This is a genomic window from Clostridium omnivorum (genome assembly GCF_026012015.1).
Classification (GTDB): Bacteria; Bacillota; Clostridia; order Clostridiales; family Clostridiaceae; genus Clostridium_AX; species Clostridium_AX omnivorum.
The window spans coordinates 3,252,055-3,266,501 of the sequence record NZ_BRXR01000001.1 but is presented as its reverse complement, the minus strand read 5'-3'; the positions used below and the strand labels follow the sequence as shown (position 1 = coordinate 3,266,501).

The 14,447-nt window shown below is 34.4% G+C and carries 4 protein-coding genes; all 4 read right to left on the bottom strand.

Going from position 1 to position 14,447, the window contains the following annotated elements; translation table 11 throughout:
* Positions 1-78 precede the first annotated feature (78 nt).
* On the bottom strand, positions 79-912 hold the full coding sequence (locus bsdE14_RS15370; protein WP_264852277.1) for a Cof-type HAD-IIB family hydrolase: 834 nt from the start codon (positions 910-912) through the stop codon (positions 79-81).
* 188 nt (positions 913-1,100) lie between these two features.
* Positions 1,101-8,312 (bottom strand): bacterial Ig-like domain-containing protein, encoded by a 7,212-nt coding sequence (locus bsdE14_RS15365; protein WP_264850879.1) that lies wholly within the window; start codon positions 8,310-8,312, stop codon positions 1,101-1,103.
* A gap of 365 nt (positions 8,313-8,677) precedes the next feature.
* Entirely contained in the window at positions 8,678-9,337 is a 660-nt protein-coding gene (locus tag bsdE14_RS15360) for a phosphorylase family protein (RefSeq protein ID WP_264850878.1), read from the bottom strand.
* 415 nt (positions 9,338-9,752) lie between these two features.
* Positions 9,753-14,114 (bottom strand): DNA polymerase III subunit alpha, encoded by a 4,362-nt coding sequence (gene polC, locus bsdE14_RS15355; RefSeq protein WP_264850877.1) that lies wholly within the window; start codon positions 14,112-14,114, stop codon positions 9,753-9,755.
* Positions 14,115-14,447: the final 333 nt, after the last annotated feature.

The following is a 14,447-nucleotide window of genomic DNA, read 5'->3' as shown; positions in this document are numbered from 1 at the left end:
TCTCAAAGCTATAGTAATTTTAGTAAAGTTAGATTAAATCAAAATGATATTCTTAATTTGCTTTTAAGTAATAAATACTTATGCACTTTGGCTTTCCTTCTGTAAAACAAACTTATCAATGACCTTTGCTACTCCATCATTGTCATTAGTATCAGTAACATAATCAGCAACTTGCTTTGCTTGTTCCATTGCATTTCCCATAGCTACTCCGAGACCTGCAAATTCAATCATAGAAACATCATTTCCACTGTCGCCCACAGCAATGATTTCTTCTCTTTTTATCTTAAAATAATCTGAAAGGATTTTGGCACCATTTCCTTTAGAAACTCCCTTTCTAGTAATTTCAATATTGTGATCTGTAGAGTTTACTAGTTCTAATTCCTTAATGCTTTCTAATTCCTTTCCAACTTGGTGAAGCTTCTCTTTATCTATAGTTATAACTTCACATTTTACTATGTTATTTTTTTCATGGCTAAAAATTTTGCTCCACTGCTTTAAGGAGAAAACATATTGTATTTTAACATTTTTACTTATTGCACCCTTAAGCTTGATTTGTTCAATAAACAGCTTATATTTAATACTTCCAGTGTATATTTTTTCTGGAGTATTAAATATTGGCTGTATATTGCACTTTGCAAAAATGTTTAATAATTTATTGCATAATTCTTCACCAAATATACTCTTATGAATAATATCATTTTTTTCTATCCCTCTAACTACAGCACCATTTGAAGCTATAATTGGAGATTTTACACCTATTAAATCTGAAAAAACCTCAGCATCTGAATACAGTCTTCCTGTACTTACAACAATATGTACTCCCATATCGTGAGCCTTCTTTATGGAGGCCTTTGTGTAGTCACTGATTCTTTTTTTACTATTTAGAAGAGTTCCATCCATATCAATGCAAATTAATTTGTAACTAATAATAATCCCCCACTTCCTATGATATTTAAATTATTCTATAGATTATTTTAGCACTATAAAAATAAACTTTCTATTGTAACTATAAATATATAATTTAACTTTAAAAATAAAAGAGGCATGCCCTAGAATTATAATTAATTCTAGAACATGCCCAAAAGCTTAAAATAGTATGCTTATTTTACTGTACGCTTTTTTCTAAATATAAAGTAAGCACCTGAAGCAATAAATAATAATCCTAATCCTAAAAGTAAATTCATATCAATAGGTGAACCTGTCTTTGGCATGTTTTCAAGTGTTGAATTCCCACTTGGTGCCTTTACACTGATAAAGTAGTCGCTGAAATGTTTAATTCCAACAGTTACATACCCATCCTTATCAGGACTTAATACTCCTCCTACTAGCTCAGCTTTGTTAGTTTTAGGATTAAAGTAGTAAAGATATAGCTTATCTGATGAAGTATAAGCACTGCTTAATTTTATTCTAACATTTGTTATTCCAGGAAGACTTCCACTATCATTGAAGGATAAAATTAAAGCATCTTTATCTAAGGCTGCTATTTCATTTTTATGCTCAGGAACAGCTCTTAAGGATAAATCGAAAGATTTAACATCCTCTGCCTTCATATTAAGGCCATTAAAGGTAAATTCTATTTCCGTAACACCTGAATTATTCTCAACTGGTGTTTTTACTACTAAAGTCTTATTCTTTCCCTTCATTGCTTCAAATACTGATTGGTCAACAGTCTTATTAGTATTTGCAACTACTGTAACTTTACTTGTTGAAGCATTACCAATAAGTTCAATAATCTTTTCTCCATCATAGTTATCTAAATTAGTATTATCTGATGGAGCTGCTGCCTTTACTTCCACATAGAAGACTGCTATTTTGCCATCAACTGTTACTGTTACTGTTTTAGTTCCTGCAGTTGTGCTGTCAAATCCGCTTATATTTGAAGATGTAATTGCTACTGGCGCTGATGTTCCATCATTATAGGTTCCTGTAACAACTAGTCCTGTTAAATCTAAGCTTTGTCCTACTACATATTCTGTCTTTGTTGGCTGTTTTGTAATTTCTATTCCTGTCAATGCTTTTGCTATTATATTTACATTGAAGGTTGCTGTCTTTCCTTCAACTGTTACTGTTACTGTTTTAGTTCCTGTAGTTGTGCTGTCAAATCCGCTTATATTTGAGGATGTAATTGCTACTGGAGCTGATGTTTCATCATTATAAGTTCCTGTAACAACTAGTCCTGTTAAATCTAAGCTTTGTCCTACTACATATTCTGTCTTTGTTGGCTGTTTTGTAATTTCTATTCCTGTCAATGCTTTTGCTATTACATTTACATTGAAGGTTGCTGTCTTTCCATCAACAGTTACTGTTACTGTTTTAGTTCCTGTAGTTGTGCTGTCAAATCCGCTTATATTTGAGGATGTAATTGCTACTGGAGCTGATGTTCCATCATTATATGTTCCTGTAACAACTAATCCTGTTAAATCTAGGCTTTGTCCAACTACATATTCTGTCTTTGTTGGCTGTTTTGTAATTTCTATTCCTGTCAATGCTTTTGCTATTACTTTTACATTGAAGGTTGCTGTCTTTCCTTCAAATGCAACTGTTACTATTTTAGTTCCTGTAGTTAAACTATCAAAGCCAATTATATTTGCAGGTGTAATTGTTACAGATGCTTTTGTTCCATCATTATAGGTTCCTGTAACAACTAGTCCTGTTAAATCTAAGCTTTGTCCTACTACATATTCTGTCTTTGTTGGCAGCTTAGTAACTTCTATACCTGTCAATGCTTTTGCTATTACATTTACATTGAAGGTTGCTGTCTTTCCTTCAACTGTTACTGTTACTGTTTTAGTTCCTGTAGTTGTGCTGTCAAAGCCGCTTATATTTGAGGATGTAATTGCTACTGGAGCTGATGTTTCATCATTGTATGTTCCTATAACAACTAATCCTGTTAAATCTAAGCTTTGTCCAACTACATATTCTGTCTTTGTTGGCTGTTTTGTAATTTCTATTCCTGTCAATGCTTTTGCTATTACTTTTACATTGAAGGTTGCTGTCTTTCCTTCAACTGTTACTGTTATTGTTTTAGTTCCTTCAGTTGTGCTATCAAATCCACTTATATTTGAGGATGTAATTTCTACTGGAGCTGATGTTCCATCATTATATGTTCCTGTAACAACTAATCCTGTTAAATCTAAGCTTTGTCCAACTACATATTCTGTCTTTGTTGGCTGTTTTGTAATTTGTATTCCTGTCAATGCTTTTGGAATACTAACTATTTCAGCACGGTCTCTAACTCTTATTCTTGGGTGCATATCTGAATCACTTGAAACCTCACCGATAGAAGCTAAGCCTGTAACAGAAACAAATGCACCGTCTTTAACGAATGAAAGTGATGTTCCCTTTGTGATGTATCCATTGATGAATACAATAGCAGGTCCAGTTCCATCGTTAATAGTAAATTGATTTATAGTTCCGTCATTGTCTTTTATAATATTTGACACAATACCTTGAGTTTTTATTAAAAGTCCAGTATTGCTTGGCAGCATTGAATCCTTTGAAGTAAGAGCAGTAGGTGCTATTTTATTGATGTTTTCATCTAAAATAGTAAATTTGCTAACTGTTAACTCTACTTCACCTTGATAATGTGCAATTTTACCGAAAAATCTTGCCTTTTGTCCTTCTTTTACACCTGAAGCAACTGGGAACAAATTAATACCGCCTGTTGCATCTTGTGCATAAATACAGTCAAAGAAACCTTTGTTTGTATCAGTATTTGTACTTTGAGTATTTATTTCACTAGTAGCTGTACCTTCGATTACAACTTCTGTTCCATCAGGTAAATTTTTTGCATCAGCAATACTTGTTATGGTTAATGGGTTAACATTTTTATAAAGGTTATCCATTATGTTGTAGTTAGCATATGGTAATGTTGCAGTATTTTCCAAAGTAACTTGTATTTCAAAGTTACTCATGAAGGAACCACCAGCCACAACAACTAATGAAGTTTTACCATTAGAATGAACTACGTTTTCAGATGCTGCTAGTAGTTTTTCTTCTGGATTTGTTGCAAAACTACTATTTGGATTAACATACTTAGGAATGTATAGACCATCTGCATTGTTCATTCCTTTATCTGTTTTATTTTTTCCTACAGCAACAAATGGGAATGTAGCTTTATCTGTACCATATCCAAAGTTATCATTATCGCATTCAGCTGAATATGTGGTTGGGAAACCATAAACAAGCGGACTAACAGTTGTTGGTAGTGTTGAAGTTCTATCGCCTGTTTTTGGATCTACAGCATAAATAGTAGAACCTGAAAATTGGCTATATGTTTGTCCATTTACAACTCCCAGCATCAACGGATTAGACATATTAAGTTCAGTTGGAAGCAATCTAAATGCCTGTGTTCCACTATGATTATCATCGTCCATAACTTCGTCATCGCTTTCACGCAAAGTTGAACCTATAGCAGTCAATACATCATTTTGAAGTCCAGCCATATGCTTTTGTGGATCTGATGTATCACCATTTGAAGCTTCTCCATAGTCTGCAATATTTCCAAATACAAGTGTGTTTCCGTTTTCTGAAAAAACTTTAAGTGCTGCAATTTCATCAGCAGTATAGTTTGTCGGATTTGGCCATGCAGCAGCATTTTTTCTTGATGGTGCATTTAAAATCATCATTTTATATTTAGGATTGTTGCAAGCGTTAATTAAATCTTGTGAAGTCTTAAGTTGTACTACTCTTACACTATTCTTTGCTGCAAGTGTCATCATGTTAGCCATTGAATCAGGATAATCTCCTCCACTCACATATTCGTTACCATGAGCAGCGTCAAGTCCTACATACAATACTTTATTAATATCCACAACTTTCATTGTACTCGTAGCAGTATAAGTTGTATCTACCCCATTAACTGTAATAACAGCACTAATATTTACTGTTTTATCTCCAGCTGTTGTTGGAGTATAGCTAAATTCATGAGTAACACTTCCAAGTGATGCTATATCTTTATTAAGATCATAATTTTTGTTAGCTGAAGCATCTCCATCTACAGTATATGATATAGATTTAAGTGTAGCAGCTTTTGTTTCATTATTAAAGAAAGTAGTTGTTAATTTCATAGCCTCTGTAGTAACAGGCATTACTGTATCATTAACAACAGAAGTTATTCCAACCTTTGGAGCTGAACCAAGCCAAATTGGTGCAGTTACTGCAACAAAACCTTGATTATCAGTAATCTTTGCAAAATAATAACCAGCAGCGGGTGTTGTCATTGAATATGTGTAAGTAACATCACTATTTCCAGCAGCGTATTTGATTTTATCTACCACTTTTCCGCCACTGCTTATAAGCTCAATTGAAGCAATATTACTAGTTTCTTTTCCTAAATTTTTGTTTTTAGCTGTTACTGTAACATTAGCAGTAGCAGGAGCTACATCTAAAATAGCACCCATGCTGTAAGTGTTTGTTCCATCATTCAAATGATAAGCAACATCTAAATCTTTATTTTCAGTTGCCCATACAGAGCGGTCACGCATAGCTTGATAGATTCCAGCCATTGTAAAATCATTTGTATAAACAACAGTTGCACAAGTGTTGGATGTTCCCCAAGCTTTTTTATGATTGTCTCCATTGTTAGTTGGAGCTACGTGCCAGCCTTTGTCTAGTGCTAAAATATACTGATCAATAGACTGGAAATACCCTCCAGAACCAACAGTACCTTCACCATTACCTACTTCTAAAAGATTAACTTTATCATCTATCTGAGGATCATAATAAGCAAAGTTTGCAAAGTTACCAAAAGTAGATCCAGGGTGATTAAATTGTGAAATTGATCCTGGTGTATTTTTTAACAGTTCATAATAAGCCCTCATACCAGCATCATTAGTTTTATTATTAAGTTCTGCATTATTACGGCTAACAAAACCTGTTGTATTAAAGGTATTCATGTGTCCAGGACCGCCAGACCATGTCATTTCATAACCGTAATCGCAGAGGAAAGTTGATGTTGATGCATTTTTAGCTTCATTTTTACCATTTAACCATTGTTGGTTTGTTGTATTGTAATTATTTATATTACCAATACTTGCTGCTGTATCTGAAGCTGGAGCTTTATCATAAGAATTTGAGTGGTCTGTCAATATAAAGTAATCAAGCTTAGCTACGTCTCTTGCATAAGCATCTGCCTCTGCCAAAGTACCTTGACCATCTGAATTCTCTGCTGTATGTCCGTGTATTTGTCCATAGTAGTTCTTTTCGCCACCAGCTGCTTTTTTAGCAGTGTATGTGAATGTTGCAGCATTACTATCCAAGTAATTTGCAAGTGTTGCTTTTGCAACTATTCTTACAGGGAAGTATGCTGCTTGTAATTGAATAGGCTCTGTATACTCTTGATCAGCAGTTCCAACCAAAGTACCATCACTATCTGAAAAAGAATTCTGATATAGTGAATAAACTATTTTTGCATCTGCTGTAGTTGATGATAATGTTATTGATGATGTTGGATCAACTGCACCAGAACCTGGTTTTGCAGATACAGCTTCAACTTTACTTTGTGTATAAGTGAAAGTTTGAGTTGCTGTTGTATATGATCCATCTGTAGCAGATGCTGTAATAATTGCCTTTCCATCTTTGAATTCATCTATAGTAACATCTATTGAATTTGAGACACTTGTTACTGGCGCACCACCATTCAAGCTATAAGTTATTGTTGCATTTGGAGTTGTTGTAGTAAGTGTAACCTTAGAATTTAGTGGTACTGCAGCTCCACTTGTTACATTTGCAGTCATGAACTCAACAGTTGGTATGGCTGTAGATTCTAAATCTGATGTATTTGTAGAAAGTATCTGTATGCCATTATAAAAGCTTGCAATGGCGTTCTTAATATTAACATAGCCAGTTGAACTAACTGTAGAAGATATACCCTTAGCACGCAATGTACTTGATATGCCCGCCTGGCTAACTGTATGATTAAATAATTTTGCAACGTCTGTTCCACCAATTTTATCAAGTTTTACTGTATCGAATGCAACCAACATTCCCTCATATGCTCTATCTGAAAGTTGGTCGAACATAATTTTAGTTGGGGTTGGTATTGCTGGGCTATCATTACGCACTATTACATTTGTTGCATCAACAGCATCTGGAACAATCTCAATTAGACCATTATAAAGTGTAGCTCTACCATGAACATATATTTCTTTACCTACATATGATCTAAAGTCTGCACCCGACTTGTCAATGCAAAGACCACTGCCAACATTCATACCATCTTGAATATATAAAGTTCTATTTGCAGTGGAGTAAGTACCAATACCTTTTACCCATACATAAGTGCCTACAACGGCAGGCTTTTTTGCATCTGCATTTGAAGTAATAGTTTCTTGATTAAACGATAAAGTTACTTCATCACTTGGTAAAAGTTCTGGTGATTTTGCTACAGCTTTAACAACAAATGGATCTGCACCTTTAAAGCCTCCTTCAGAAAGTGCTGTGAAAGGTCCATTATATAATTTTGTAGAACCACCTGCTGTTGCAGCTGGAGTAGTTCCATCTGTTGTATAGAAAATTTGTGCATTTGCATCTGTACAAGACAAAGTTATAGGTGTAACGTCTAATATTGGCTTAGAAATATCGTTAGTTGTAGTTACAGCATGTGTTGTATATAATGGGTCTTTTGCACCATATATTTGAATTCCGTTAATATTATTACCAATATTAGTACTTGAAGTTGTAATAGTTCCTGTACCATTGGCTTGGACTTCAGAGGCTTTAACCACTCTGATGTAAAGTACATCTTTATTTTCAGCTGATGCTGGTAAAGCCATTCCATAATTTTGAAGTTGCTTGCTTGGATTCTTAATAGTATATTGTGTAGAACTATTTAGATTACCAAAGACATTCCAGTTTGTACCATCCGTACTCCACTCTGTATTAAAATCCCTAGGACCTGTCGAAGCAGAGTACATAGTAAAATTGAATATTAAATCTTTGAATCCTTTAGTGGATGTTGTTACAAGCCAATAGCTTGGCTTTTCAAATCCAGTATTTTTCAAAGAAGAAGTGGAGTAAGTAAAACCAGAAGTTACTTTTGCAGGAGTAGCACCTTGGTATAACTGCATAAGAGTTGTGGCGTTGTTATAATAACCACTTGTAGCAGCGAAATCACCATTAGTAACATCAGGTAGAGCACCAAAATTCCACGATGTAACTTCGGTTTTTCCTGCAGTAGATTGAGGCGGATTAACTACGTCATTAGTAGCTGCCGCTAGCGCTGTTTGTGTAATTATCGTGTTTAGTACTAATAAGCATGATAACATTACAGCTAATAACCGTGCTTTTTTTGGTTTCATTGCTATTTTCATTTTACATCCCCTTTTCAATATACTTTTGCTATCAGTCGTTATCATAAAATAAAAGAATATTACTTTTAAAAAGTACGGAGTGAAGCCTTGCAGTATTACACAGTAGCAACCACTTTGTTCGATACTTCATCTATTCTTTTACTCATGTTAACGCTTTCACAAATATTTAGTTTTTTGATTCTCAGCCCCCCTAAATAATATTTATTATTGTTAATCGCTACCATATAATAAGAGAATAGTACTTTTAGTGAGTTTTGAAAATTACAGTATAAAGTGTTAATATTATGACTGACTAGCAGTCAATCGTATTATGCTTTATCTATTCTTTTATTTATGTTAACGCTTTCACAACCCTTTAAAAAAAGTTAAAAAATTAATGAGTGGAGTGCTAGCATTATAGCTGAATGGCAGCCACTTTGTCTTACCGCTTCATCTATTCTTTCGTTGGTATTAACATTCTCACAAACATTAAGTATAGATAAAGATTCCACTTTAGTATTACTTTTATTAATTCTATATATAGCAGAAGTTGTGAAATCTAGAAGTCTAGATTCTTCACTGGTAATATACTTTTTTTCAATAAGATAATTATCATTAGTAGTAGTTACGCAAGCATGTGCATTGATATTATTTTTTTTCATTATAATTTCTACATATTTTAATAAATTATCAGATACATCGTAATATTTGTCATTTTCATATGCCTTTTTTATGTAAGTTATTGAACCAACAGGTAGGCTGTAATCATTTGTAACGCAATCACCAAAATAGACAATACGCTCAATTTTATTCTTTGAGCAAAGTTCAGTCAAATAAGCCATTGTTGACGTTATACCGATTCCAACGGACATAACAAATAAAGGGATACTATTGAATTTACCCATAAGACCAACTTGTCCACGTGTTTCAGTAAATATTTCAACATTGTCCAAATAATGAGCAGCAATCATTTTGACACGATATGGATCATCTGTAATTAAGCAAATACTTGGTAAAACGCACTTAAAATCGTCTATTAATTTCACGAGTCCGCCTCATCTCCACTTTGATTTGTATATTACAATATTATGCAGCACTGTTATGTTTTATTTCATTTTACCATTTTCTTTTTTTATTGTAAACCTTTGAAAAGGAAAAATATGTTTATAAAAAATAGTGTATTGTACTAAATTTTTATGCACAAAATTTCCTTAATTATCCACAAAATATAACTCTAATCACAAATTAACCAGCTCTGGACTTCAAAAGAATCCTATTTATTTTACTGGAAGTAGCCTCATAAAAAAGATGGCGTCATGCAATAGTTGCCTTAACTAATACATGGCGCCATTTATTATTCAATATACTTTTTTAATATTAACTAGTTATGCATATGCTATAATCAAGCACTTTGAATCTCCTTGATTTAGTCTTACTAAACTTTTTCACTAAGTAATTTCCTTACCCCAGCATATCAAAGAAGGATATTTGATCGCTTTCAGGAAGTCCTTTAAAACATCCAAACTTTTTAAGTGAATCTATTGCAGAATTTCCTATCTTAGCACGCTTTCTTAAGTCTTCAATAGAGCTTATAGGTTTTTCTATTCGAATAGCTTCCTGTACAGCATTATATATGCTTTCTGCTGCCACATTTCCCATTCCTGCTATACTGTTAAGTGGCGGTCTTAAGCCATCTTCCTCTTGCTGGAACTTTGTAGCATGAGATTTGTATAAATCTATTGGAAGAAACTTGATACCCCTCTCATACATTTCTAAAACTATTTCTAAGTCATCGTACATATCCTTATCCTTAGGTGGGGCCTGCATACCCATCATTTCAATTTCCTTCATCTTCTCTTTAACCTTTTCTTTTCCATAAATCATAAATTCTGCATCAAAGGCCTTTGCTCTTATGGAAAAGTAGGCTGCATAGTAGGCCTTAGGAATATGAACCTTAAACCAAGCTATTCTAAAGGCCATCATTACGTAAGCTGCAGCATGCGCCTTAGGAAACATGTACTTTATCTTTTTACAGGATGCTATGTACCATTCCGGTACATCATGCTCCCTCATCATAGCTTCATATTCTGGGAACTTAGGTTCCTTTAATGCCTTTCCTTTACGAACCGTCTCCATTATCTTAAAAGCAGAGTTTGGAGGCAATCCTTTTTTGATAAGATAAACCATAATATCATCTCTTGTACATACTGCATCACTTATGCTGGAAATAACACCTTGATCAATCAAATCCTTGGCATTTCCCAGCCACACATCGGTACCATGGGAAAGTCCTGATATACATATTAAATCTGAAAAAGTTTTTGGCATAGTATCTAAAAGCATTCCTCTTACAAACTTAGTACCAAATTCAGGAACACCAAAGGTTCCTACCTTGGAATTTATCTGTTCTGGTGTTACCCCTAAAGCCCTGGTGGATGAGAATAGCGACATAGTATCCTTGTCATCCATAGGTATTTTTTGTGGATCTACTCCTGTTATATCCTGCAGCATCCTTATAACTGTAGGATCGTCGTGTCCAAGTATATCCAGCTTCAATAAGTTTTGATCGATGGAGTGATAATCAAAATGTGTTGTTATTATATCTGAATCAGGATCATCAGCAGGATGCTGTACTGGGCAGAATTCAAATATTTCTCGTCCTTTGGGTACAACTATAATTCCACCAGGGTGCTGTCCTGTAGTTCTCTTAATACCAGTACACCCTACCGAAATTCTAGCAATCTCTGCCTTATTTACATGAACATTCTTTTCATCATAATACTTTTTCACGTATCCAAATGCTGTTTTTTCTGCTATGGTTCCTATGGTTCCTGCCTTAAAGGTTGTGCCTTTACCAAAGATAACTTCGGTATATCTATGTGCCTTTGCTTGGTATTCTCCCGAGAAGTTTAAGTCGATATCCGGCTCCTTATCACCATTGAAGCCCAAGAAGGTTTCAAAAGGTATGTCTATACCATCCTTAGCTAAATTTTCTCCACAAACTGGGCACACCTTATCCGGCAAGTCAAAGCCGTTATTTACGCCATAATCCGTAAAGTCAGAATGCTTGCACTTTGGGCACCTGTAATGTGGCGGCAAACCATTTACTTCTGTTATCCCAGTCATGTATGCAACCACAGATGATCCAACAGATCCTCTAGAACCTACTAGGTATCCATCCTCATTGGATTTCCATACCAGCTTTTGTGCAATAATGTACATTACGGAGAAGCCATTTTTAATAATGGAATCCAGCTCCTTATCCAATCTTTCCTGAACAATCTGAGGAAGTGGATCTCCATAGAGTTCATGAGCCTTTCCAAAAGTAATATCCCTTATAGTCTGCTCACAGCCATCTATGTGCGGTGTAGCTTTATCCTTTGAAATAGGGCTTATCTGCTGGCACATATCTGCTATCTTGTTAGTGTTTGTTACTACCACCTCATAGGCCTTTTCATATCCCAAATAAGAAAACTCTTCAAGCATCTCCTCAGTTGTTCTTAGATACAATGGCGCCTGATTATCAGCATCCTTAAAACCCTGTCCTGCTTCTAGGATACGCCTATATATTTCGTCCTCAGGATCCATGAAATGCACGTCTCCTGTAGCCACTACAAGCTTATTTAATTTTTCTCCCAAGGCAACAATTTTTCTATTGATTTCCTTTAATTGCTCTCGACTCTCTACCTGATCATTTCTTACTAGGTAATCATTGTTTCCTAGAGGCTGAATTTCCAAATAGTCATAATCCTCTGCAATAGCTTCAATTTCCTCATCAGATTTTCCTAAAAGTATTGACTGGTACAGCTCTCCTTCGCTGCAGGCACTTCCAAGTATCAAGCCTTCGGAATATTTTTTATACATACTCTTTAATATACGGGGCTTCTTGTAAAAGTAATCTAAATGAGAATAAGATACCAGCTTATATAAGTTTTTCAGACCTACATAATCCTTTGCAAATATAATTGCATGGTAGGTTTTAAGCTTCTTATACTCTTGCTTTTTAGCCGCCTCATCACTTCCTAAGGAATCCATATCATCTATAGCTTCTGCTCCTCTTTCCTTTAACTTTTCAAGCATAACTTTGAATACCTTAACTGTTGTATCAACATCGTCTAAGGCTCTATGAGCAACCTCAACCTTTATACCAAGGTTTTTAGCAATTCTTCCTAATTTATAAGATTTATATTCAGGAAATATAGCCTGAGCTAAGGATAATGTATCCACATATGTATAATCAAAATCATAACCTAATACCTTGGCATTATGCTTTAAGAAGCCAATATCAAAGCCTGCATTATGGGCAACCAAAACACTGTCTTTGATAAACTCTAGCATTTTAGGAAATACCTTTTCTATGGTTTCTGCATCCTTTACCATGTCATCAGTTATATTAGTAACCTCTACAACTCTTGCTGGAATAGGCTTCTCAGGATTTACAAAGCAGCTGAATTCATCTATTACCTTTCCATCCTTAAGCTTCATGATTCCTATTTCAGTGATTTTTTCCGTTTTTGGTGAAAATCCTGTGGTCTCCAAATCCAGAATGCAATAAGTAGTATCTATGCTCTGGCCCTTTGAATTTGTTACTGAAGGCTTTTTATCTGGTGCTAAATAAGCCTCCACTCCATAGAGAATCTTCATATCTGGATTATCTCTACCCAGTAACTTATGTGCTTCTGGAAAAGACTGAACCACTCCATGGTCCGTTATAGCTATAGCTTTCATTCCCCAACTCATGGCCCTTTTAATCAAGTCAGTGGCATTTGTCATAGCATCCATTTGACTCATCTGGGTATGCATGTGCAGTTCTACCCTCTTAACTTCTGAATTATCTTGTCTCTTGGACTTCTTTCTGCCTCCTGTTTCTACAATAGTATTAGCAATAAGCTCAATTTCATCGGAGAACTTGCTGTAACCTGAATTTCCAACAAGCTTAACCCCTTTGGCCTTTTTAAGCTTAGGTAATACCTCTTCCTCTTCACCTGGCTTCAAGAAAGATTTACAGGTCATAGAGCTTGAGCCATCATATAAATCAAAGGATACCAAGGTTTTTCCACTCTTTAATTCCTTTGATTCTATATTTGATATTTCACCCTCTATAGCTATCCTTCCCTCATCCGGTGTAATATCTACAATCTTTATTATTGGTTCCTTAATTTTAGTGCTTCTTCCTAATATTAAGAATGGATCACCTTTTTTCCCATCGCCTTCTCCTTGCACTTCCTGTTTTTTCTCAAAAGCTTCCTTAGGCGGTTTAGGTGCACTATTGTTTGCTATATTCTTAATTTCTTTTTGAATGAGCTGCATTTCCTTTGAAAGTGAATCCTCTTGCATTCTTGCTAATTCTTCACTGCTCACTTTATCAACAAAATTGATTTTATAAGTTGAACCATATAAGCTTTTTATTACATCATGGATTTTTCTGTCATAATCCATGGTCTTTAAAAAGTCTGATACTGCGAATTTAAAATTAAAATTGATTGTATTTTTAGCAACTTCATACTCACTATTGCCTAGCACTGCCTTTAATGCAGGGTATTTTTCCGCAACTGAAAATATAATACTTTTCAGTTCTTCTTCAATAGGCTTTTTATGCGTTCCCTCAGCGTACTTTACTGCAATCTTTGAATCTTCTAAGGCAAATCTTTTTCTTATGAACTTATTAAAGCCCTCAAATTCCCTTACATCTATGTATTTGTCTGAGCTGATTTGCATTTCTAAGGATTTAGTTTTTTTACTCAATACTACCGATTCTACAAAGGCAGTATTTATGTTTCCACCAGTATCATAATCACTAAAAATTTCATTTATTCTTTTCATGGCACTCTTTAACCTTCTCCCAATAACTTAAAAATCTCACAAACTTTAAATCAAAATTATGTAAATTAACATAACTATTACGAATCATAATTCTACAAAGCTATATCACAAAAAGAACCATTACATGAAATTATGCTCATAATTTTCCACCTAGTATTATTTCCAGTACACAATAGTATATCATATTTTTCTGCATTAAATAAACATGAGATAAAAGGAATTTTATATTAACGTAGCAAAAATTTATTGGATTAAATATGTTTTACTTATATATTATATTGGAGTAGGATAAAAGAAAATAGTGGAATATTTTTTATCTAACTCTAATCATAG